The organism is Streptomyces sp. NPDC046931 (genome assembly GCF_040644655.1).
GTDB lineage: Bacteria > Actinomycetota > Actinomycetes > Streptomycetales > Streptomycetaceae > Streptomyces.
Window position 1 is genome coordinate 24,857 of the sequence record NZ_JBEYWX010000018.1, and the last position, 21,189, is coordinate 46,045.

20 protein-coding genes are annotated in these 21,189 nt (G+C 71.0%); 10 read left to right on the forward strand and 10 right to left on the reverse strand.

All coding sequences use genetic code 11. The annotated features are described in order from the left end of the window. The first annotated feature begins 33 nt into the window (after window positions 1–33). The 6 genes from ABZ876_RS27035 (at window position 34) to ABZ876_RS27060 (ending at window position 3,900) form a co-directional block, all read left to right on the forward strand. The gene (locus ABZ876_RS27035; protein WP_361786380.1) at window positions 34–1,827 is read left to right on the forward strand and encodes a nickel-dependent hydrogenase large subunit; all 1,794 of its coding nucleotides are present in this window, start codon (window positions 34–36) and stop codon (window positions 1,825–1,827) included. Continuing rightward, window positions 1,820–2,380, forward strand: coding sequence for a NifU family protein (locus ABZ876_RS27040; RefSeq protein ID WP_361786383.1), 561 nt, complete (start codon window positions 1,820–1,822; stop codon window positions 2,378–2,380). Before ABZ876_RS27035 ends, ABZ876_RS27040 begins: the two co-directional genes overlap by 8 nt. After that, a complete protein-coding gene (locus ABZ876_RS27045; RefSeq protein WP_361786386.1) occupies window positions 2,377–2,967 on the forward strand; it encodes a DUF5947 family protein in 591 nt (196 codons plus the stop codon). The genes ABZ876_RS27040 and ABZ876_RS27045 overlap by 4 nt, the downstream gene beginning before the upstream one ends. A gap of 17 nt (window positions 2,968–2,984) precedes the next feature. Continuing rightward, window positions 2,985–3,191: a hypothetical protein gene (locus ABZ876_RS27050; protein WP_361786389.1), complete on the forward strand. Its 207-nt coding sequence runs from the start codon at window positions 2,985–2,987 to the stop codon at window positions 3,189–3,191. A 59-nt stretch (window positions 3,192–3,250) separates the two neighbouring features. Beyond that, window positions 3,251–3,400 (forward strand): hypothetical protein, encoded by a 150-nt coding sequence (locus tag ABZ876_RS27055; protein WP_361786392.1) that lies wholly within the window; start codon window positions 3,251–3,253, stop codon window positions 3,398–3,400. A 278-nt stretch (window positions 3,401–3,678) separates the two neighbouring features. Further along, the gene (locus tag ABZ876_RS27060) at window positions 3,679–3,900 is read left to right on the forward strand and encodes a hypothetical protein (RefSeq protein WP_361786395.1); all 222 of its coding nucleotides are present in this window, start codon (window positions 3,679–3,681) and stop codon (window positions 3,898–3,900) included. Window positions 3,901–3,910: 10 nt separating this feature from the next. Here the strand turns inward: ABZ876_RS27060 and ABZ876_RS27065 are convergent, their stop codons facing one another. From ABZ876_RS27065 to ABZ876_RS27075, 3 genes are read right to left on the reverse strand one after another with little or no spacing between them, the layout of a single operon-like run. Further along, entirely contained in the window at window positions 3,911–4,873 is a 963-nt protein-coding gene (locus tag ABZ876_RS27065) for a GAF domain-containing SpoIIE family protein phosphatase (RefSeq protein WP_361786398.1), read from the reverse strand. Between the two features lie 37 nt (window positions 4,874–4,910). Continuing rightward, window positions 4,911–6,425 carry a glycerol kinase GlpK gene (glpK, locus tag ABZ876_RS27070; RefSeq protein ID WP_361786401.1) on the reverse strand — a complete coding sequence of 505 codons (1,515 nt, stop codon included), beginning with the start codon at window positions 6,423–6,425 and terminating at the stop codon, window positions 4,911–4,913. Window positions 6,426–6,466: 41 nt separating this feature from the next. After that, window positions 6,467–7,234 carry an IclR family transcriptional regulator gene (locus tag ABZ876_RS27075; RefSeq protein ID WP_361786404.1) on the reverse strand — a complete coding sequence of 256 codons (768 nt, stop codon included), beginning with the start codon at window positions 7,232–7,234 and terminating at the stop codon, window positions 6,467–6,469. Window positions 7,235–7,376: 142 nt separating this feature from the next. Here ABZ876_RS27075 and ABZ876_RS27080 point away from each other — a divergent pair, with 142 nt between their 5' ends. After that, window positions 7,377–7,805 (forward strand): ATP-binding protein, encoded by a 429-nt coding sequence (locus ABZ876_RS27080; RefSeq protein ID WP_361786407.1) that lies wholly within the window; start codon window positions 7,377–7,379, stop codon window positions 7,803–7,805. A 33-nt stretch (window positions 7,806–7,838) separates the two neighbouring features. Here the strand turns inward: ABZ876_RS27080 and ABZ876_RS27085 are convergent, their stop codons facing one another. Together ABZ876_RS27085 and ABZ876_RS27090 are read right to left on the reverse strand one after the other, a co-directional pair. Continuing rightward, on the reverse strand, window positions 7,839–8,879 hold the full coding sequence (locus ABZ876_RS27085) for an amidohydrolase family protein (protein ID WP_361786410.1): 1,041 nt from the start codon (window positions 8,877–8,879) through the stop codon (window positions 7,839–7,841). A gap of 60 nt (window positions 8,880–8,939) precedes the next feature. After that, window positions 8,940–10,559 carry an FAD-dependent monooxygenase gene (locus tag ABZ876_RS27090; protein ID WP_361786413.1) on the reverse strand — a complete coding sequence of 540 codons (1,620 nt, stop codon included), beginning with the start codon at window positions 10,557–10,559 and terminating at the stop codon, window positions 8,940–8,942. Window positions 10,560–10,822: 263 nt separating this feature from the next. Between ABZ876_RS27090 and ABZ876_RS27095 the strand changes: the two genes are divergently transcribed. Next, on the forward strand, window positions 10,823–12,100 hold the full coding sequence (locus ABZ876_RS27095; protein ID WP_361786415.1) for a cytochrome P450: 1,278 nt from the start codon (window positions 10,823–10,825) through the stop codon (window positions 12,098–12,100). Window positions 12,101–12,186: 86 nt separating this feature from the next. Here the strand turns inward: ABZ876_RS27095 and ABZ876_RS27100 are convergent, their stop codons facing one another. Further along, window positions 12,187–12,867 (reverse strand): TMEM175 family protein, encoded by a 681-nt coding sequence (locus ABZ876_RS27100; protein WP_361786418.1) that lies wholly within the window; start codon window positions 12,865–12,867, stop codon window positions 12,187–12,189. A gap of 250 nt (window positions 12,868–13,117) precedes the next feature. On the opposite strand from ABZ876_RS27100, the gene ABZ876_RS27105 reads away from it, so the two are divergent. Continuing rightward, a complete protein-coding gene (locus ABZ876_RS27105; RefSeq protein ID WP_361786421.1) occupies window positions 13,118–13,276 on the forward strand; it encodes a hypothetical protein in 159 nt (52 codons plus the stop codon). Further along, a complete protein-coding gene (locus tag ABZ876_RS27110; RefSeq protein ID WP_361786424.1) occupies window positions 13,273–14,208 on the forward strand; it encodes a serine hydrolase in 936 nt (311 codons plus the stop codon). The genes ABZ876_RS27105 and ABZ876_RS27110 overlap by 4 nt, the downstream gene beginning before the upstream one ends. Before the next feature lie 54 nt (window positions 14,209–14,262). Here ABZ876_RS27110 and ABZ876_RS27115 read toward each other — a convergent pair whose 3' ends face one another. The 4 genes from ABZ876_RS27115 to ABZ876_RS27130 all read right to left on the reverse strand — a co-directional run bounded on the left by ABZ876_RS27115 (window position 14,263) and on the right by ABZ876_RS27130 (window position 21,057). Then, window positions 14,263–15,642: a M1 family metallopeptidase gene (locus ABZ876_RS27115; protein ID WP_361786427.1), complete on the reverse strand. Its 1,380-nt coding sequence runs from the start codon at window positions 15,640–15,642 to the stop codon at window positions 14,263–14,265. Window positions 15,643–15,710: 68 nt separating this feature from the next. Then, window positions 15,711–19,595, reverse strand: coding sequence for a Pls/PosA family non-ribosomal peptide synthetase (locus tag ABZ876_RS27120; protein ID WP_361786430.1), 3,885 nt, complete (start codon window positions 19,593–19,595; stop codon window positions 15,711–15,713). A gap of 242 nt (window positions 19,596–19,837) precedes the next feature. Then, the gene (locus tag ABZ876_RS27125; protein WP_361786433.1) at window positions 19,838–20,527 is read right to left on the reverse strand and encodes a GAF and ANTAR domain-containing protein; all 690 of its coding nucleotides are present in this window, start codon (window positions 20,525–20,527) and stop codon (window positions 19,838–19,840) included. 152 nt (window positions 20,528–20,679) lie between these two features. Then, entirely contained in the window at window positions 20,680–21,057 is a 378-nt protein-coding gene (locus ABZ876_RS27130) for a helix-turn-helix domain-containing protein (protein WP_361786436.1), read from the reverse strand. Window positions 21,058–21,189 lie beyond the last annotated feature (132 nt).

The following is a 21,189-nucleotide window of genomic DNA, read 5'->3' on the forward strand; positions in this document are numbered from 1 at the left end:
CGGGGCGAGCACGAGAGCGAGGAAGGCTCGGACATGACGGCAACCGAGGCGCGGGGCACAAAACGCAAGCCCGCGCAGATCGTGGACATGTCGTGGGATCCGATCACCCGGATCGTCGGCAATCTCGGCATCTACACGAAGATCGACTTCGCCAACCGGGAGGTGGTGGAGTGTCACAGCACCTCGTCGCTCTTCCGGGGCTACTCCGTCTTCATGAGGGGCAAGGACCCGCGCGACGCGGGCTTCATCACATCGCGCATCTGCGGAATCTGCGGTGACAACCACACCACCTGCTCCAACTACGCCCAGCAGATGGCCTACGGGGTCAAACCGCCGCCGCTCGCCGACACCATCGTCAACCTGGGCGAGGCGGCCGAATACATCTTCGACCACACCATTTTCCAGGACAACCTGGTCTTCGTGGACTTCTGCGAGGCCATGGTCAAGACCACCAACCCGAGCGTCCTGGCCCGGGCGGAGCGCACCGAGGCCCGCAACGGCCGCATCCACGGCTACCGGACCGTCGCCGACATCATGCGCGCCTTCAACCCCTTCGAGGGCGAGGTGTACAAGGAGGCGCTGAAGGTCAGCCGGATCACCCGGGAGATGTTCTGCCTGATGGAGGGGCGCCACGTCCATCCCTCCACGCTGTACCCGGGCGGGGTCGGCACGATGCCGCAGCCGACCACGTTCACCGACTACCTCTCCCGGCTGATGCGCGTCCTCGACTTCGTCAAGAAGGCCGTCGCCATGAACGACGACGTCTTCGACTTCTTCTACGAGGCGCTGCCCGGCTACGAGGAGGTGGGCCGCCGCCGTATCCTGCTCGGCTGCTGGGGCGCCTGGCAGAACCCGGACGTGTGCGACTACCGCTACGAGACGATGAGCGAGTGGGGCCGGGCGATGTACGTCACCCCCGGCATCGTCGTCGACGGCAAGCTCGTCACCAACGACCTCGTCGACATCAACCTCGGTATCAGGATTCTGCTGGGAAGTTCGTACTACGACGACTGGGCGAACGAGGAGCCGTTCGTCACCCGTGATCCGCTCGGCAACCCCGTCGACATGCGCCACCCGTGGAACCAGACGACGGTGCCGATGCCGCAGAAGCGCGACTTCGACGGCAATTACAGCTGGGTGATGAGCCCGCGCTGGTACGACAAGAACTCCGGTGAGCACCTCGCCCTGGACACCGGCGGCGGCCCGCTGGCGCGTCTGTGGTCCACCGCGCTGAACGGGCTGGTCGACACGCCGTATGTGAAGGCCACGGGGCACAGCGTGCGGATCTCGCTGCCGAAGAGCGAGCAGCTGCCGGAGATGACGCTGGAGTGGGAGATCCCCAAGTGGAACAACACCCTGGAACGCGACCGGGCCCGGCCGTACTTCGTCGCCTATGCCGCCGCCATGGCCTTCCAGTTCCTGGAGAAGGCGATGACGGCCGTACGCGCCGGTGAGACCAAGGTCTTCGAGAACTACGAGGTGCCCGACGAGGCGATCGGCTGCGGCTTCCACGAGGCGGTGCGCGGTGTGCTCTCGCACCATCTGGTGATCAAGGACAAGAAGATCGCGAACTACCACCCGTACCCGCCGACCCCCTGGAACGGCAGCCCCCGGGACATCTACGGCACCCCCGGCCCGTACGAGGACGCCGTCCAGGGCCAGCCGATCTTCGAGGAGAACGGCCCGGACGACTTCAAGGGCGTCGACATCATGCGCACCGTGCGCAGCTTCGACCCCTGTCTGCCCTGCGGTGTCCACATGTACCTCGGCAAGGGCAACACGCTGACCAAGCTGCACTCGCCCACTTATGGAGCGGCTCATGCCTGAGACGCCCGAGAGCGCACGGCTCGACGAGGCGGCGGTCGCGGAGCGGCTGTCGCGGATCGACCGGCTGCTGGAGCAGGTGCAGGGCGCTCCCGGCCCGATGACCGGCGCGGCGATCGAGGCGGTGCAGGCCCTCACCGAGGTGTACGGCGAGGCCCTGGCCCGGGTGCTGGACGGTGCCGACGACCGTCTGGTCGACCGTATGGCCGGTGATGAGCTCATCGGGCACCTCCTGGTGCTCCACGGCATCCACCCGGAGCCGCCGGAGCGCCGGGCCGCGCGCGCCGTCGCCGGTCTGCGGCCGGCGGTGCGCGAACGCGGGGGTGATGTGGAGCTGGCCGCCGTGGAGGAGGGAGTGGCCCGGGTGCGCGTGTCCGCCAAGGGGTGCGGTACCTCGTCCGCGGCGCTGGAGGAGGCGGTCCGGGAGGCCGTGCTCGCCCTGGCACCGGAGCTCTCCGGCGTCGAACGCGCACCGGGGGACGACGGGCGCCGGACCGCCTTCGTCCCGGTCGAGTCGCTCACCCTGCGCCCGGCGTCCGCCGGGGGACGGTCATGACCTCCGGCGCGCTGGCCCGTGTCATCCGCTCCGCGGCCGACCGGCGACCGGACGCGGAGTTGTGTGACCTGTGCGGGGCCGAGGCCCCGTCCGGACACCGGCATCTGTGGGACACGGTCGACGAGGCGGTGCTGTGCGCGTGCCGGCCCTGCTCCCTGCTCTTCGTGGAAGAGGAGGCGAGCGAGGGACGTTACCGGCTGGTGCCACGGCGCAGAGTGCGGCTTCCCCCGGTGGACACCCAGGGGCTCGGCGTCCCGGTGGGGCTGGCCTTCTTCGTGCGCCATGCGGACGGCACGGTGGGCGCGCACCTGCCCAGTCCCGCGGGCGCCACCAGATGGGAGGCGGACCCGGCGGCCTGGCACGACGTCGTCTCGGGCTGCCCTCAGCTCGCCACTCTCGCATCCGACGTGGAAGCGTTGCTGGTGAACACCGCCCACTCGGCGAAGGAGCACTGGATCGCTCCGGTCGACGACTGCTTCCGGATGGTGGCCGTCGTCCGACGGGAGTGGCGGGGCCTGTCCGGCGGCAGCCGGGTGTGGCCCGCCGTCGGGCAGTTCTTCGCGGAGCTGACCGAACAACCGCAGTAACCGGCAAGGAGCAGAGGATGGGAAGCATCCGTGTAGGCAAACCGCAGGTGAGTCCCGATACGCCCCGGCACGTCCCCGGGCTGCACGAGGGCAACAAGGGCCCGCACAAGCGGCAGACCGGCCACCACAAGGACGGCACGGCCGACGCGCGCCGTTCGACCGGCGTCCACTGGAGGGGGCACAACGCGATCACGAAGACCATGCCGAGCCTTCCTCCGGGATGACACGGCGTCCACGGCCGCGCCCGGTGCGGGCGCGGCCTCGCAGACGAGAGGAGTCGGGGATGACGGCCAAACGGGTGCTGATAGCCCAGGGGGTGCTGCTGGGCGCCGCGGCGCTGACGCTGCTCGCCAGGGAGATGCCCGGGCTGGTGCGTGAGCTCAGGATCTGGCGGATGGTGGGAGTCCGCGCCGGCGCCCGGCACGCGGGCTGAGCGGCCCGCCGCCGGATCTCGCGAGCGTCGCCGCGGACCGCTCCCGGCGCGCCCCACCGCGACGGGGGCGGTCCGTCGGCGTGCCCGGGGCGCGGCGGGTGCGGTCGCCGTACGCGGTGGCAGGCACCCCGCGGGCGGCCGGGACGGGCACCGCGTCAACTGCCGTGCGGAATCGGGGGTTGCGCGGTGCTGTCCCCCGAATGGCCCTCTCCGCCCCGCGCGGACGGTTCGGACGGGGTCTCCTGGAAGGGGAGAGGCATCCGTCAAAGGAGCCGATCATGTATGAGATGTGTGCGGGCCCCGAAAGGCCCGGCGGCGTGCTGGTGTGGCACGTCATGGTCAAGCAGTCCACAACCACTTTGTGCGGCCAGCGGCTTGTGGAGGAAGTGGACGCGGCCGGAGCCCAGCGGGCCGGCCACTGTTCGTCGTGCATGGCGTCGTTCGCGAAACTGATGACGGCCCCGCCCGAGGCCGGTCCCTCGGCCGTCGCGACCCACTAGACACCGGCCGTCAGGGCGCGGACCCCACGGCCGGCCGGGCTTCGACGATCAGCAGGAGCAGGGCGGTGTCGTCGGTACGGTCGCCCGACGCCTGGGCGTGGTCGAGCAGTGCGTCGGCGATGCCGTCCAGTGGGCCGGTGGCGTCGGAGAGCACCGACGCGAGCTCCGTGATGTTGGTGTCGCGGTCCTCGCCGGGGGTTTCGACGAGTCCGCCGGTGTACACCGCCAGCAGCGTGCCGGGCGACAAGGTGACCTCCGTGCTCGGGTAGTCCGCCGCGGGGTCGACGCCGAGCAGGGGGCCCGGCGGCAGGTCGAGCACATGAGGGGACCGGCCCCTGGGGCGCAGCAGCGGCGGGCAACGGCCGGCGGTCGCCAGGTACGCGCGGTGGCGGAAGATGTCTATGTGCGCGTACAGGCAGCTCGTGAGCAGGCCGGGGTCGAGGTCGAGGAGCAGGCGGTTGATGCGGGCGAGGACCTCGCCCGGGGTGGCGCACTCCACGGCGTAGGCGTGCACGGCGGTGCGGACCTGGCCCATCAGCCCGGCGGCGCTGACGTCGTGGCCCTGGACGTCGCCGATGACGGCGGCGGTCTCCGTGCCGGACAGCCGGATGAGGTCGTAGAAGTCGCCGCCGACGTCCACGCCGTGGCCGGCGGGCAGATAGCGGGCGGCCACCTGGAGGCCGGGCACCCTGGGCAGGGTGCGAGGCAGCAGGCGGGCCTGGAGGCCTTCCGCCGGCTGCTGGGCGGCGTCGTACTGCCGGGCCCGGTCCAGGGCCTGGGCGATCAGGGCGCCGAGGGACGTCAGGGTCGTGCGTTCCTGCAAGGTGAACGCGTGCGGCCGTTCATAGCCGACCACACAGATGCCGATGGCCCGGCCGGAGACCATGAGCGGCAGCCACGCCCACGCTTGTCCGCACGTCCTCGCCTGTGCCCATCGCTTGCGCTCACTTCGGGAGTGTGCTTCTTCCTGCATGCTAGGCGCGGCGCGCGAGGTCGGCGTCCTGCCGATGTCAGGAGTGGTTCGGGCGCCGCACCCAGCCCAGGGAGCGTTCGACGGCCCGCTGCCAGCACTCGTACTCGGCCTCCCGCCTCCGGGGATCCATGTCCGGCACCCATTTGGCGGCCGTGTGCCAGTTGCCGCGCAGGACCTCGAGGTCCGGCCAGTACGTGGCCGCGAGCCCGGCGGCGTAGGCGGCACCGAGGGACACCGTCTCGGCGACCATCGGCCGTACCACGGGTACGTCGAGTACATCGGCCAGGAACTGCATCAGCAGATTGTTGGCCGTCATGCCCCCGTCCACCTTGAGCTGCTTCAGGGCGAGCGAGGAGTCGGCGTTCACGGCGTCGACGACCTCCCGTGTCTGCCAGCCGGTGGCCTCCAGCACCGCCCGGGCCAGGTGGCCCTTGGTGATGTAGGAGGTGAGGCCGACGATGACGCCGCGGGCGTCACTGCGCCAGTGGGGTGCGAACAGGCCCGAGAAGGCGGGGACGATGTAGCAGCCGCCGTTGTCCTCGACGGTGCGCGCCAGGGTCTCTATCTCGGGTGCGCTGTTGATCAGGCCCAGGCGGTCGCGGAACCACTGGACGAGCGAGCCGGTGACGGCGATGGGGCCCTCCAGTGCGTAGACCGTGGGCTGGTTCCCGATCTTGTACGCGACGGTGGTGAGGAGTCCGTGCCGGGACCGTACGACGTCGGTACCGGTGTTCATCAGCAGGAAGCTGCCGGTCCCGTAGGTGCATTTCGCCTCGCCGGGCGAGAAGCAGGTCTGTCCGAACAGGGCCGCCTGCTGGTCGCCCAGGGCGGCCGAGATGCGCACGCCCGGGAGCACCGAGCGGGCCTCGCCGTAGATCTCGGCCGACGGCCGGATCTCCGGCAGCATCGCGCGCGGCACCCCGAAGAAGTCCATCAGCTCCGGGTCCCAGGTCAGCGTCCGGAGGTTGATCAGCATGGTGCGGCTGGCATTGGTGGCGTCGGTGATGTGCAGGCCGCCGTCCGCTCCGCCGGTGAGGTTCCAGATCAGCCACGTCTCCATGGTTCCGAACAGCACCTCGCCGTCCTGGGCGCGGGCTTCCAGCCCGTCGACGTGGTCGAACAGCCAGCGGATGCGAGGCGCGGAGAAGTAGGTCGAGGGCATGAGACAGCAGCGTTCGACGAAGAACTCGTGGCCCGGCCGCTCCCTCAGTCCCTCGACCAGCTGAGCGGTACGGACGTCCTGCCAGACGATCGCCCTGCCGAGCGGAGCCCCGGTGCGGCGGTCCCAGAGCACCGTGGTCTCCCGCTGGTTGGCGATGCCGATGGCGGCGATCTGATCCGCGTCGATATCGGCGTTCGACAGTGCCTCCGGCACGATGCGCTGAAGATTGCGCCAGATCTCCACGGCGTCGTGCTCGACCCAGCCGGGCCGGGGGAAGTACTGCTGGTGCTCCCGCTGGGCAACCGACACCAACCGCCCCCGGTGGTCGAACAGAATGCAGCGCGTGGATGTGGTGCCCTGATCGATGGACATCACATACCGTTCAACCATGATCGGGCCCTGCCTTCCGATGCGTCATGGCGGTGCGGGACCTACCAGCGGGCCGCGCCGAGATCTCTGGAAATCGCCCGAGAGGCCTCCCGGAGCAACGTGATGAGGGCCGGCTGGGGCCGGCCTTGGGTGTCGCAGATCCGCTCGACCGGCCCCGATACGCCGATCGCTCCCACGACGAGGCCGCCCTGCCCCCGGATCGGCGCGGCGGCCCCGGCTTCGCCCATGCTCATTTCCTGCACCTCGGCGCCCCAGCCGAGGTCCCGGACCTCGGCGAGCGCCCGGCTGAGCTCGTCGGGGTGGACCAGGGTGTGCCGGGTGTATCCCTCGAGGCCGGCTTCCAGCAGCGGATCGACGGGGGCGGCGCCGAACGCCAGCAGGACCTTGCCGAGGGAGGAGGCGTGCAGCGGCAGCAGCGTGCCCACGTCCAGGGTCTGGAGGGTGTCGTCCGGCCGGAAGACATGGTGGACGACGAGCACCTTGCCCTCCAGGGGCGTGCCCAGCCGGACGGCCTCCCCGCTGCGGGCGGCCAGGGCGTCGGCCCAGTTGATCGAGCGGGAACGCAGCTCGTTGACGTCCAGGTAGCTGGTGCCGAGGTGCAGCAGCGCGGCCCCGAGCTGGTACTTTCCCGTGGCTTCGTCCTGTTCCACGAAGTCCACGTGCTGGAGGGTGCGCAGAATGCCGTGGGCGGTGCCCTTGGCCAGTCCGAGCGACGAGGCGACCTCGCCCAGGCCCAGGCGCCCGGAACCGCCGGCGAGCAGACGAAGGATCGCCGCCGCCCGTTCTATGGATTGGACCGGGCCGGCCATGAAGCGATCATAGTCCGGTTTGCCGTCATTCAGCATGCCGTTCGGTAATGCCGACCGTTGTTCGTTGACGCGGGGCGTCCGTATCCCTAGCGTTCCCGACGTCCGGTTTTCCGACCGGCCGCGCTTTCGGAGAGGAGGGCCCATGACAGCAGTGCAGCTCGACACCGTGTCTTGCGTCGGAGTCGAATACGTCTTTCCACTGCCCTACGCGCCCAGGGCCGTCTCTGCCGTACGCCGACGCGTACGCGCGGTTCTCACCACCCTGAACGTGCCCGCCGATGCCGCCGAGAATGTGCTCCTGGTGGTGTCGGAGCTGCTCACCAACGCTCTGGTGCACGCACTGCCGCCCGCGGCCCTGCGGCTCAGCAGGGTGCTGGTGGACGGGCGCGCCGTCGTGCGTGTCGAGGTGACCGACAAGGGGCCCGCCAGACCGTCGGGGGCCCCGGGCCGTCCCGTCGACCCCGACGAGCACGGCCGGGGCATCGGGATCGTCACCACGCTGTCGGCGCGGTGCGGCGTCCATCTGCACCCGGACGGAACGTGCCGCTGGGCGGAGGTGCCCGCCGGGTGAACGCGGCGGGCACGGGCGCGGCGCCGGGAGTGCTCAGCTGCTCCGGGAGCCGCCCGCGGCGAGCGCCGGAAGCAGCCGGTGAGCGTTGTCGCGGTTGATGCAGCGGCGCTGATGCGCGTCGAGGGCCGGGTCGCTGTCGAGCGCGGGAGCGGTGACCTGGGTGACCAGGTGGGAGGGGGTGGGGGGCCAGTCGCTGCCGTACAGGATCCGGGACGGTCCGACGGCGGACAGCAGGCTCGGCGTGGCGGAGGGGGACATGGGCCCGGCGGTGTCGTAGTAGAAACGATGCAGATAGTCACGCACCCGCGCCGGGTCCACCTTCGGTGACACATGCTGACTGAACACTTCCAGCCGGCTCGCGATGTAGGGCAGGAAGCCGCCCCCGTGCGGGAGGATGAAGGTGAGATTCGGGTAGCGGTCCAGTGTTCCGTTGATGATGAGGCTCAGGGCCGCGCGCGTGGTGTCCATCAGGAAGTCGCACACGAACGGTGGTACGCCGTCCAGTTCCGCGTTCCCGCCGGGGACCTCCATGGGATGCGTGCTGATCACAGCCGAGCGTTCGTCGAGTTCCGCGAGGATCGCGTCCTGGGACGGGTGGCCGAGATACACCCCTCGCACACTGGTGCGCGCACTGACCCCGACCGCACCGAGGTCGTCCATGCCGTGGCCGACCGACCAGAGCGAGAGCTCCGGGCTGTCGAGAAAGACAGGGGTGTAGAACGCGAAGCGATCGGGGTGGCTGCGGACGAGGTCGCTCGCCGCCTGGAGGGCGACGCGCGCGCTCTCCTTGCGGGCCTTCGGTTCCTGGAGGCGTCCCAGCATGGCCACGGTGAGCACGCTGGTCCGGATGCCGGCCCCGTCCATCAGCGCGAGGGCGCTGTCGACGTCCCACCGGGTCCACGGGGGCAGCTTCTCGCGCCGGACGACGTCGTTCTTCTCCGCCCAGTCGATCCATTCCGGCGCGGTGTAGTGGTGGTGCACGTCGACTCGTGTCCGGCGCGCGTCACCGTCCACCGGCGTACCACTGTCCTCGCCGGTCACCGGCGCGCCGGTGACCGTTTGCAGTGAAGTCATGGGCGGGGCACCATTCCTGTCGTCGGGTCAGAGCGGTTGCGCATGCGGACAGTCCGTCCTTCAGCGCCCGAGAACCCGACGCAGAACACCGGTCAGCGTCTCCTCCCCGTCCGCCGGCGGCGCATGGGTCCGCCAGGCCACGAAGCCGTCCGGGCGTACGAGGACGGCGCCTTCCGGGGTCGTGCCGTGCACCGAGGCCCAGTCCGCGCCGTCGCCGGCGTCCAGGTCGAACTCCGTGCCCTTGCCGACCGTGTACGCCTCCAGCGGCACGTTGAGTCGCGCGGCCACCGTGCGGGCGGCGTCGCGCCAACCCGGACGTGCGCAGAGCAGGACGAAGGAGCGCTCGTACATGTCGATGGTGGACAGCGTCTCCCCGTCGCGCGTGACCCACATGTGCGGCGAGCGGGTACCGGGGTCGGCGCGCAGGCACAGCCGGTCCGGGATGAGGGGCTCGTCCACCGCCGCACCGACCACCGCTCCGGAGACGTACCGGTAGCCGAGCGCCGTGGTCATCAGGTCGGCGGCGTCGTTCGATGCCGTCCTCGCGGAGTAGCCGGGGTGCTGTTCACGAGCCGCCTGCACCGTGGCCCGTGCGCTGGTGACCTGGGCCACCGGCCGGCGTTCGGGTTCGTAGCTGTCCAGCAGCGCGGGGCCCGCCCAGCCGCGCAGTACCGCGGCGACCTTCCACGCGATGTTGTGCGCGTCCTGGATGCCGGTGTTGGAGCCGAACGCCCCGGTCGGCGGCATTTCATGGGCGGAGTCCCCCATGAGGAAGACGCGTCCGTCGCGATAGCTGTTCGCGACGCGGTCCGCCGCGTGCCAGGGTGCCCTGCCCGTGATCTCGACGTCCAGGTCGCGCACCCCGGCCGCGGCCCGGATGTGCTCGATGCACCGGTCGTCGGTGAAGTACTCCATCGTCTGTCCGCGCTCGGGGAACCAGGGCACGTGGAACACCCACTGCTCCTCGTTGTCCACGGGCAGCAGCACTCCCTCGCCGGCGGGGTCGGTGACGTAACACACCACGAAGAGCTGGTCCCCCGATACCTCACGCAGTCTCTTGCTGCGGAAGGTGACGCTGATGTTGTGGAACAGGTCCCCGGATCCGGAGTGTTCGATGCCGAGCCGCTGGCGCACAGGACTGCGAGGGCCGTCGGCGGCGAAGAGGTAGTCCGTGTGCACCGTCCAGGTCTCACCGGACGTCCTGTCCTGAAGGATGGCCTGCACGCCGTCGTCGTTCTGGGTGAAGGACAGCAGTTCCGTGCTGAAGCGCACGTCCCCGCCGAGGTCCCGGGCGCCTTCCAGCAGCACGGGTTCCAGATCGTTCTGGCTGCACGCGCAGCGGACCGTCGAGCACACATCGGCCTCCGGCGCCCTGCCCGTGATACGCGCCGAGAGCCAGCGCCGGTTTCCGCTGTGCAGCGTGTCCACCTGAAGGATGCCGTGGTTCTTCGACAGCGTGGCCGCGGCCTTCCGGATGCCCGGCTCGAGGCCCGCGGTCCGGAAGAGCTCCATCGTCCGCATGTTGTTGCCGCGGCCGCGCGGATGTGCGGAGGTGGCCGCATGACGCTCGACGACACGATGCTGAATGCCGAGGCGTCCGAGGAAAACTGAAGCGGAAAGACCGACGAGAGATCCCCCGACGATCAGGACGGGCACATAGTCGTTCCCGCGATTTTCCATCGCGTGTTTCTCCTCTGCGGTCAGCATTCCGTAAGACGGCGGACGAGGGCTTTCGTGGCTCGCGCCCTGTTCTATTGCCACGCCGTGGCGGGCGATACGCAGCAATCACTCGTACAGCGGCAACGACTTCCGTCGGACGCCGGGCACATGGCCACTCGGGCGAATCGCGTTTACGGCCGCGATCCGAGCGGGGATTGGTGACCCGAAACTCGCAGACCTGCTGTCCCGTGGCCGGGGCGGGAGTCTTCAGAAAGGCCGAGAGAATGACTCAGCTCGACGAACGGGACACTACGGACGCCGCGGAACAGGCGGCCTCGGAGGCATCACGCGGCTCGGCCGCGTATCGCGCGAACCCCTATCCGGTCTACGCGTGCCTGCGCGACTCGGCTCCGGTGTGCCGCCTCTCCCCTCCCCACGGGGTGGACACCTTTCTGATCACGCGGTACGACGACGCCAAGGCCGCCCTGACGGACCCGCGCATCAGCAAGGACATGTACGCGGCCATGGACGCGTACCACACTATTTTCGGCGACTCGTCCGTCGCGCTCGACGACAACATGCTCTTCTCGGACCCGCCCAAGCACACCCGGCTGCGCCGCATCGTCAACAGCGCGTTCACCCCGCGTCGTATCGAGTCCCTGCGTCCGCGTATTCAGGAGATCACCGACGAACTCCTGGGGCGTCTGTCCGCGGATGCCCCCGTCGACCTGCTGCCGACGTTCGCGTTCCCGCTGCCGCTCATCGTGATCTGCGAACTCATCGGCATTCCCGAGGAGGAGCGGGAGGAGGTACAGAAGTGGTGCGCCGTCGTGGCGCGCACCGGGTTCAGCAAGGAGGACAAGGAAAAGCTGGCGGTGGCGGAAGGGGCGCTGCGTGACTATTTCGTCGACATCATCGCGCGGAAGCGCCGGGAAGCGACCGACGACCTCCTCGGCGCGCTGATCCGGACGCAGGACGAGCAAGGGGCCATGAACGACGGCGAGTTGCTGTCGACGCTCTGGGTGCTGCTCTTCGCCGGGCACAAGACGACCGCGTACCTCATCGGAAACGCCGTCTTCAATCTGCTGACCCATCGCGACCAGCTGCGAGAGGTCCTGGGCGATCCCGAACTCCTGCCGAACGCGATCGAGGAGGTCATCCGCTACGAGGGCTCGGTGGAGAACGCAACGTTCCGGCATGCGCTCGAGGACATCACCATCAGGGACACGGTCATTCCCAAGGGCGCTCTCGTCCAGGTCGCGGTGGCTTCCGCGAACCGGGACCCGGAGAGGTTCGAGGCGCCCGACACCTTCGATGTGAAACGCCAGGGCTTGCAGAGCGCGCATCTCGGCTTCGGCAGCGGTTCGCACTACTGTCTCGGTGCGCCGCTGGCCAGGATGGAGATGCGGATCGCGCTGACCACGCTGTTCGAGAGGTTCCCGGACATCGATCTGGCGACGTCCGCACACGAGGCGGAGTGGCTCAAGGTGCCCTTCCCCGCGTTCCGGGGGCTGGAGAAGCTGCCCGTCGTCCTGGACCCGTCACGGCTCCTCACCGTCTGAGGCCGTTGTGCGGCAGCGGCGACTCCCAGGCGGGGCCGCCGCTGCCCGCGGCTCGATGGCGGTCCCCGGACGGTGAACGGTCGCGCTCACCCCTGGTGGTCGCGCCGGGCGGGCGCACCGCCCACGGTGGGCAGGCCCTCACTGGTCAGGAAGTAGAACACGGGCAGGACGACGAACACCGCGAGGGCCAGCAACGGTGTCACCAGCACCCCGACCGCTCCCGCGAGGGCGTAGGCCAGCGCCCCGGCCCAGGAGCGCAGCAGGCCGTGGCGCACATAGGTGGATTCCACGTCGGGGGCCAGCAGTTCGGGGTGCCGGGCGAGCCGGTGGTAGAAGGCGGCCCAGCTCAGGCACATCGCCGCGGCGAGCCCCGCATAGAGGGCCACGGCGACCCGGGCGTCGGCGCCCGCCGTGTCGACCCGCAGCGCGTCGGCGACCACGACCGTGGGGAAGGACAGCGCCCCGGTGGTGAACAGCATGAACAGGTTGGCCGCGTGCAGTCCCCGGTCCATGCGGGCGATCCGGACGAAGGCCTGGTGGTGGTTGAGCCAGATGACCGCCACATAGCTGAAGGACGCGAAGTAGCCGAGGTAGGCCGGCCATTGCTCCGCCAGGGCGCCGGCCAGCCCGCCCGGCTGGTGGGGCGGATCGCTGAGCCCGAGGACCAGAAGAGTCACGGCGATGGCGAACACGCCGTCGCTGAAGGCTTCGGCGCGCGTGGTCTCCGAGCGGGAGAACTTTCCTCCGCCTGTGCGGGGACCGGACACATCGGCTCCTGACAGTGTCGATCACTGGGGCGGTGGGGTTCCCGCGCAGCCGGACGATACCTGTTCCACGCATGGAGCGCCGTCCGCCGTTCCGCCGGATGAGGGCGGCGACCACGTATCGCACGTGTCGGCTGGGCGTCTCCCCCGGGGTGTTCCGGGGCGGCCGCACCCCACCGGGCTGCGGCGGACGGCACGCGAAGCCGGTGGGCGACGCGGCCGGCCCCAGCCAAGGCGGACCCGGGGTTACGACGTGGACGCGGCACGGCGTCAGCCGGGCGGGGCGGGCGTGCCGGGATGGCTGGTCACGCTGCTGGCGGCCGCGGTCGGCGCCGGGAGGACCGGGCCGGCCACGGCGCCCCCGGATGCCATGGGCGGACACGTCCCGTCGCGGCTGGCGGCACGCGGATGAGCGCCCGCCCGGCGTACCGCCCGGCCTGTGTGGCCGGTGACGGTGGCCTCCTCGATGTCGCCGAGGCGATCGCCGCGGAATGGGCGGCGCTTGGTGTCCGCGGATCGTTCCTGGCCCGCAGCATCGACACGGGCGAGCAACTCGGCTTCGACGTGGACGAGCCGGTCCCCCTCGCCTCGGTGGTCAAGGTGCCGCTCGCCCTCGTCGCGCTGGACCGGATCGCGACGGGGGACTTCGACGCGGCACGGCAGGTGACCGTCGACCCGGCCACGAGCAGTGTCGGGCCGACCGGACTGGCGGCGTTCCGGCATCCGGCCACCGTGGCCGTCGGCGACCTCCTTCTGCTGATGCTCTCGGTCAGCGACAACGCCGCCGCCGACGCGTTGCTCGACCTCGTCACGGTGGATCAGGTCGACGCAGCCCTGCGTGCATGGGGGTGTTCGGGCCTACGGGTACGACATCGGCTCAACCGTATGTACGAATGCGCCGCCGGCGCCGTCGGTGACGACTTCTCCCTGGCCCTGGAGCTGGCCATCCGCGACGGCCGCTCGGGGCGGCACACCATCGAGACGCTGGATCCGGCCCAGGCCAACATCGGCACCGCCTCGGCCCTCGTCGACCTGCTCCAGCGCGTGTGGCGGGACGAGATCGCCCATCCCGACGCCACGGCGGAGCTGCGTCGGCTGATGGGGGCGCAGGTGTTCACGCACCGGCTGGCGAGTGAGCTGCGCGCCGACACGCTCCGGGTGAGCGGCAAGACCGGGACGTTCCTGCATCCGCGACATGAGATCGGCGTGGTGGAGTCGGAGTCCGGCGACCTGGTGGCGATGGCCGCGCTCACCCGCTCCGACCGCCGGGCCGCCCTGGCACCGGACATCGACCTCGCGATCGGGATCGGCGCACGGCATGCCTTCGAGGCGTTGCGCCGCTGAGGCGTGGCAAAAGCCCTGGCCAGGGCACGGACGTCACCGTCCGGGCGCTGCGGATCACACCGACCCCGCGCTGCTCGGCGGGTACGGCGGACGCATCGGCACCGGAGCCGCGAGGGACGGCAGCGGCGGCAGCGCCGGCTCCTCCACCCACGCCGTGAACAGATCGTCCAGGGGCCGGCCCGCGCAGCGGGCCGCGTGCGCGGTGAAGGCGCCGGTCGTCACGACCCCGCCCCGGTGGACGGCCGCCCAGCTGCGCAGCATCCGGTGGAACGCCTCCTCGCCGACCGCGCAGCGCACCGCGTGCAGCACCAGCCCGCCGCGTTCGTAGAGGCGGTCGTCGAACATCCGCTTGCGGCCCGGGTCGGACAGCCGCAGGTCCTGCGGCAGCGAGGACAGCTTCCGGTGCGCCGTCGCGGCGAGTTGGGCGGCCGTGGGTCCCCCCGATCGCTCCGACCAGAGCCACTCGGCGTACTTCGCGAAGCCCTCGTTGAGCCAGATGTGCCGCCAGTCGGCGACGGACACGCTGTTGCCGAACCACTGGTGCGCCAGCTCGTGCGCCACCAGCCGCTCCGAACCTCGCGCTCCGTCGACGTGATTGGAGCCGAACAGCGACAGCCCCTGCGCCTCCACGGGGACATCGAGCTCCTCCTCGGTCACCACCACCGCGTACTCGCCGAACGGATAGGGGCCGAAGAGTTCCTGGAACAGCTCCATCATGGCGGGCTGGCGCGCGAAGTCCCGGGAGAACTGCGGGAGCAGACGGGCGGGGAGGTGCCCGTACTGCGGCACACCGTCGTCGCCCGGATCGCCGAGCAGCACGGTCTGGAACCTGCCGATGGCCAGTCCGACCAGATAGCTGGAGGTCGGTGCCGGCTGCTCGTACACCCAGGTGGTCGTCGACGCCTTCGTCGTACGGGTCAGCAGGCGCCCGCCGGCCACCACCGAGTACGCCGACGGTGTGGTGACGGATATCTGGTACGACGCCTTGTCCGCCGGGCGGTCGTTGCACGGGTACCAGGAGGGCGCCCCGATCGGCTGGCTCGCCACCAGTGCCCCGTCCTCCAGCTCCTCGAAGCCGATCCCGCCCCAGGGGCTGCCGACCGGCTTCGGATTGCCCGACCAGTGGACCTCGACGGTGAACGCGGCACCCGCCCGGACCGGCTTGGGCGGACGGATGCGCAGCCGGCCGCCGCGGTGCGTGTAGTGCGGCGCCCGGCCGTCGACCTTGATCCGGCCGATCCGGAAGTCGGCCAGGTTGAGCTGGAACTCGGTGAGCGGGGCGCCACCCGCTATGGCGCCCAGCCGGGCCGTCCCGGTGAGCCGGTTGGGGCCGGGGCGGTAGTCCAGCGTGAGCTCGTAGCGGTTCACCCGGTAACGGGGGTCGCCGTTGGCGGGGAAGTAGGGGTCCGCCTCCACCTTCTGCTGAGGGCTCACTGCTGCTTCCGTTCCCTGCGCTGTGCTCGTACATCGTGCGGGTGCCCTGTCGCCCGGCCCGAACCGAGTCACGTCGCTCGCTTCCGGGGACGCCATGCCTCGATCGGGTTGCCCAGCCAGCGGGTGTCGTCGGGCACCGACTCCGCCGCCATCACGAGCGAGGCGGGACCCAGCGTGGCGCGGGCCCCGACCGTGCTGCCGGGCAGGACGATTCCGCCAGGACCCAGCGTGGCGCCCGCGCGGAGGATCACAGTATCCGTCCGCAAGATCCGGTCATGGAAGAGGTGGGTCTGCAGCACACAGCCACGGTTGACGGTGGCCCCGTCCTCCAGCGTCACCAGATCCGTCTCCGGCAGCCAGTAACTCTCGACCCACACACCCCGGCCGATCCGGGCGCCGAGTGCGCGCAGCCACAGCGTCATCAGCGGTGTACCCGGCACCGCCCCGGCCAGCCAGGGCACGGCCACGACCTCGACGAAGGTGTCCGCCAGTTCGTTGCGCCAGACGAAGGAGCTCCACAGCGGGTGCTCTCCGCTGCGATGCCGCCCCACGAGCAGCCACTTCGCCACGACGGACAGGGCGGCGCCCGCCAGCCCGGCGGCGAGCAGCACCAGCCCGCTCAGCAGCCAGGCCCAGACACCGAGCGCGCTGAGCGCCGCGGCCGTCAGCACGGCGAGTCCCGCGGAACAGAAGACGGGCACGATCCGGCACAGTTCCACCAGCCCACGCGCCCACAGCAGCCCGGCCGGCGGGTCGTAGGTGCGGCTCTGGTCGCCGTCGGCGGCCGTGCGGGGCAGCTTGACCGGCGGCAGTCCCAGGTAGGAACTCCCCTTCTTCGCCTTCTTCGGGGTCGCCGACAGCACCCCGACCAGCCCGCCGTCCGGCACGCTCCGGCCCGGCGCGGTCATCCCCGAGTTCCCGAGGAACGCCCGCCGCCCGATCTCCGCACGCCCGATCCGCATCCAGCCGCCGCCCAGTTCGTACGGTGCGGTCAGCGTGTCGTCCGCCAGGAACGCCCCGTCGCCGACCGTGGTCAGACTCGGCAGGGCCAGTACGGTCGACACCTCGGCGCCCCGGCCGATCCGCATGCCCAGCAGACGCAGCCACACCGGGGTGACCAGCCCGGCGTACAGCGGGAACAGCGTCTCGCGCGAGCGGTCCATCAGCTGGGTGACCGTCCAGGCCTGCCAGCCGATCCGGCTGTGTGTCGGGTGGGTGCCCTCGCGCAGCCCGAGACTCATCAGCCGTACGGCGATCAGGAGCAGCAGCGCGTACGTCAGCCCGAAGGCGAGGGTGGCGGGCACCAGCGCCACGGCGGCCCCCCGCAGGGCCCCGCCGAGACCGGCGGCCGGATCGACGAACTGGTGCGCCACGAGGACCGCGGCCGCCCCCGCCGGGACCGGCAGGGCCGTCAACGCGAAGCCGCTGAGGCCGTACATGGCCCGCCACCGGGTGCTGCGGGGCGGCCGCTGCTCGGGCCAGTTGCGCTTGGCCTTGCCGAGCTTGACGGCGGGCGCGCCCGCCCAGCGCTGGCCGGTCGGGATCTGCCCGGCGACGGCCGAACCGGGGGCCACCTCGGCGCGCTTGCCGACCCTTGCGCCCGGGAAGAGCATGCTGCGCGTGCCGACCACGGCGTGCGCGCCCACCCTTACGGGGCCGATCTCCAACCGGTCGCCGTCCAGCCAGTGGCCCGACAGGTCCACTTCGGACTCGACGGCCGCGCCCCGGCCCAGCTTGAGCATGCCGGTCACCGGCGGCAGCGAGTGCAGATCCGCGTCCGGGCCGATCTTGGCGCCCAGCGCCCGTGCGTACCGTTCCAGCCACGAGCCCGTCAGCGAGGTCGCCCCGCTGAACTCGGCGAGCCGTTCCGCGGTCCACAGCCGCAGGTGCACACCGCTCCCGCGCGCGTAGCGGCCGGGCCTGACGCCCCGCAGCAGCAGCCGTGCCCCGCCCGCCGCGATCGCGAGCCGCCCCGGCGGGCTGAAGAACAGCACCGCCCCGGCCACGACGGCCCACCAAGAGGTGGTCGGCGCCCACGGATACGGACCGAACCGGTGCAGGACGTTCCCGAGCGCGGCCAGCGCCACGGTCCAGCGCAGCCCGAGCACCGTGAACAGGGGGATGAGCAAGAGGAGTTGCAGGGCCCCGGTCCGCTTCCGGACCGGTGTGACCACGCGCTCGGCGCCGTCGTCCTGCGCCGACTCCTCCAGACGGCGGGCCAGTTGGCGCAGCGTCGGCCGCTGGTAGATGTCGAGGACGGCCGCGCTCGGGTAGCGCAGGCGCAGACGGGTGGTGAGCTGGGCGGCGGCCAGGCTGTTGCCGCCGATCGCGAAGAAGTCGTCGGACGCGTCGGCCACCGGGATTCCGAGGACCTCGGTCCACTGCTCCGCGAGCCAGGCCTCCGTACCGTAGAGCCGGGCGGCGGGGCCTTCCAGGCCCTCCAGGGGCCAGGGCAGCGCGTTCCGGTCGACCTTGCCGGAGGTGCGGGTCGGCAGGTCCTCGACCGGCGCGAGCAGCGGGACCAGCGCGGCGGGCAGTTCGGCGCGCAGCCTGTCGACGGCCGCCGCGTGGTCCCACCCCTCCTGGGTGACGACATACCCGACGAGGAGCTGATTGCCGCTGCGGGCGGTCCGCACCGCGGCGGCGGCACCGGCCACCCCGGGCAGGGCCTGGAGTGCCGCGTCCACCTCGCCGAGCTCGATCCGCCGCCCGCCTAGCTTGATCTGCTCGTCGGCGCGCCCAAGGAAGATCAGGCCCTCGGGCTCGGCCCGGACGAGGTCCCCGCTGCGGTAGGCGCGATCCCAGCCGAGGGACTCCAGGGGTGCGTATTTCTCCTCGTCCTTCTCGGCGTCGAGGTAGCGGGCGAGCCCGACCCCGCCGATCACCAGCTGTCCGCTGCCGCCCATCTCCACCGGCCGTCCGGCGTCGTCCACGACGGCCAGCTCCCAGCCGTTCAAGGGAAGCCCGATGCGGATCGGCTCCTCACCGGTGAGCAGTGCGGCGCAGGCCACCACGGTCGCCTCGGTCGGACCGTAGGTGTTCCAGACCTCCCGTCCCTCGGTGACCAGCCGTTGCGCGAGTTCCGGCGGGCAGGCCTCGCCGCCGAAGATCAGCAGACGGACGTCGTTCAGGGTCTCCGGCTCCCAGAGCGCGGCCAGGGTGGGGACGGTCGAGACGACGGTGATCTCCTGGTCGACCAGCCAGGGGCCGAGGTCGGCGCCGCTGCGCACCTGCGAGCGCGGTACGGGCACCAGGCAGGCCCCGTGCCGCCAGGCCAGCCACATCTCCTCGCAGGAGGCGTCGAAGGCCACGGAGAGGCCCGCCATGACCCGGTCGCCGGGCCCGATCGGCTCCTCCCTCAGGAAGAGGTCCGCCTCGGCGTCCACGAACGCGGCGGCGCTGCGGTGACCGACGGCGACGCCCTTGGGCTTGCCGGTGGAACCGGAGGTGAAGATGATCCAGGCGTCGTGCTCCACGCCGGGGCGGGCCGCGGGGAGGTCGGACGGGCCGTGGACGGTCAGGCGGTGCCGGGCGCCGACGACCGCGCGCACCTCCGCCTCCCGGAACACCAGGTCGGCCCGCTCGTCCGGGTCCTCGGCGTCCACCGGGACATAGGCGGCTCCCGCGGCGAGCACGGCCAGGATCGCCACGTACAGGTCGTTGGTGCCGGAGGGGACGCGCACCCCGACCCGGTCGCCGAGGCCCACCCCGGCGTCCGCGAGGCGCCGCCGGAGGGTTTCGACCTCGGCTGCCAGGGACCGGTAGGTCAGGCCCCGGCGGCCGTCGTCGAGGGCCGGCTCGTCGGGGTACTTCCGTACCGTGGCCTCGAAGATGTCCACGAGGGTGCGGGGCGAGGCGGCGGGGGCGGCGGAGAAGCGCGCACGATCGCCCAACTCGGCGCGCACCTCCGCCTCGGACAGCGCGAGTGCGGGGCCTTGCTGGAGGGCTGCCATCAGGTCCTCACGTGTCGTTCCCGGAACGCTCCGGGGCGCTGGTGGGCCCGCAGGGATGCCTGGGGATCTTCCGGTCCAGCTCCAAACAAGCGGGCCATTTTAGTACGAGGAGGAACACGGGCAGGTCCGTCCGCCTTTCGAGGGACTGCCCCGGGGTGCCCGGAAGCAGTGGTTCCGGTGCGCTGACATGGGGATGTGTCACCGTGACGAGATCTGCCCCACACCCCTGCTTCGGCCCCGTTTCAGGTGAGGCTGCCCTGTTCGCAGATGCGGCGGGCGACCTCGCGGAGCTTGACGTTGTGCTGCTGGGAGTAGCGGCGCAGCACGTCGAAGGCCTCCTCCTCGGTGAGGTGGTGGGTGCCCATGAGGATGCCCATGGCTTCACCGATGACATGGCGGGTGGCGACGGCCTGCTGGAGCTGGGCGTGGGCGCGGGCACTGGAGAAGGCGACCGCGGCGTGCGAGGCCAGCAGCCAGCCGGCTGTCTCGCTGGCATCGGAGAACGCGCCGCGCGTGCGGGAGTAGAGGTTCAGCGCGCCGAGGTCTTCGTCCTCGGTGAACAGCAGGAAGCCCATCATGCTGCCCAGACCCAGCTTCCGGGCCTCGGGTACATAGGCGGGCCACCGCATCCGGTGGTCGGTGAAGTCGGCGATCCGGAAGACGCGCTCTCCCTCGGAGCTGCGGGCGGCATCGAAACAGGGGCCTTCGCGGAGGCGCTGCTGGAGCTGGTCGCTGTCCACGACCAGTTGGTCGGTCGGGGCGAGGGTCTGCACCTGGGCGCCGCGCAGGACGAGAATGCCGGCCGCGTCACAGCCCTGGACGATTCCGATGGCCGAGGCGGTGATCCGGTCCAGCGTGGCGCTCACCGATTCCTGCGCCAGGAGATCACGCGCCATGGTCGCCATCTGCTGCGCGAACGCACGCCAGTCCATACCGCCCTCCCACTCACCCGACCCTGCGGACCTCACCACCCACCTACCGTCTCACCGGTGAGGCGCGGCCGGGGACGCACAGGGGAGCTTCCGGCGCCGCGTCACGCGATCGGCCCGTGGAACATCCCGGGCGCAGCCGTCCTTTCCGGCCGTCAGCCGTCACATCGCGGCGCCTCCGCGCAGGACCGGCCGTCCGGCAGATGCGCCTTCGCCCACTCCGCGAGTTCTTTGAGCGCCGGCCCCAGCGCGGCCCCCGACTCCGTGAGGCGATAGGAGACCCGCAGCGGCGGGCCCTCGTCGACCTCGCGCACGACGAGCCCGGCGGCGCCGAGCTCGGTGAGGCGGTCGGAGAGCATGCGCTCGCTGAGGCCGGGAACGGCGCGGCGCAGGGCGGCGAAGTTCGCCGGCTGCTCGATCAGCACGGCCACGATCGGGCCGGTCCAGCGTTTGCCGAGCAACTGGAAGACGCGGGTGATGCCGTCGTCCACCGGTTTGCACGCTTCGGTGCCGTGGCTCTGTTCGACCGTCATGCCCGCCAGGATACTGCGCCGCCGTATGGGGGTGAAAAAAAGTAAGCTACTGTGTTATCTATAGTCGAGTACTAAAGCTTAGGGCTTGAGGCGCCTGTCACCCGGCGGGCGTCTGTGCCCTCCATTCCTGGG

Coding starts and splice junctions, on each gene's coding strand:
- glpK (WP_361786401.1), bottom strand. CDS start 6,425: ATGGTTGAACGGTATGTGATGTCCATCGATCAGGGCACCACATCCACG.
- ABZ876_RS27045 (WP_361786386.1), top strand. CDS start 2,377: ATGACCTCCGGCGCGCTGGCCCGTGTCATCCGCTCCGCGGCCGACCGG.
- ABZ876_RS27085 (WP_361786410.1), bottom strand. CDS start 8,879: ATGACTTCACTGCAAACGGTCACCGGCGCGCCGGTGACCGGCGAGGAC.
- ABZ876_RS27120 (WP_361786430.1), bottom strand. CDS start 19,595: ATGGCAGCCCTCCAGCAAGGCCCCGCACTCGCGCTGTCCGAGGCGGAG.
- ABZ876_RS27130 (WP_361786436.1), bottom strand. CDS start 21,057: ATGACGGTCGAACAGAGCCACGGCACCGAAGCGTGCAAACCGGTGGAC.
- ABZ876_RS27090 (WP_361786413.1), bottom strand. CDS start 10,559: ATGGAAAATCGCGGGAACGACTATGTGCCCGTCCTGATCGTCGGGGGA.
- ABZ876_RS27035 (WP_361786380.1), top strand. CDS start 34: ATGACGGCAACCGAGGCGCGGGGCACAAAACGCAAGCCCGCGCAGATC.
- ABZ876_RS27065 (WP_361786398.1), bottom strand. CDS start 4,873: ATGCAGGAAGAAGCACACTCCCGAAGTGAGCGCAAGCGATGGGCACAG.
- ABZ876_RS27110 (WP_361786424.1), top strand. CDS start 13,273: ATGAGCGCCCGCCCGGCGTACCGCCCGGCCTGTGTGGCCGGTGACGGT.
- ABZ876_RS27080 (WP_361786407.1), top strand. CDS start 7,377: ATGACAGCAGTGCAGCTCGACACCGTGTCTTGCGTCGGAGTCGAATAC.
- ABZ876_RS27055 (WP_361786392.1), top strand. CDS start 3,251: ATGACGGCCAAACGGGTGCTGATAGCCCAGGGGGTGCTGCTGGGCGCC.
- ABZ876_RS27040 (WP_361786383.1), top strand. CDS start 1,820: ATGCCTGAGACGCCCGAGAGCGCACGGCTCGACGAGGCGGCGGTCGCG.
- ABZ876_RS27125 (WP_361786433.1), bottom strand. CDS start 20,527: ATGGACTGGCGTGCGTTCGCGCAGCAGATGGCGACCATGGCGCGTGAT.
- ABZ876_RS27075 (WP_361786404.1), bottom strand. CDS start 7,234: ATGGCCGGCCCGGTCCAATCCATAGAACGGGCGGCGGCGATCCTTCGT.
- ABZ876_RS27060 (WP_361786395.1), top strand. CDS start 3,679: ATGTATGAGATGTGTGCGGGCCCCGAAAGGCCCGGCGGCGTGCTGGTG.
- ABZ876_RS27050 (WP_361786389.1), top strand. CDS start 2,985: ATGGGAAGCATCCGTGTAGGCAAACCGCAGGTGAGTCCCGATACGCCC.
- ABZ876_RS27095 (WP_361786415.1), top strand. CDS start 10,823: ATGACTCAGCTCGACGAACGGGACACTACGGACGCCGCGGAACAGGCG.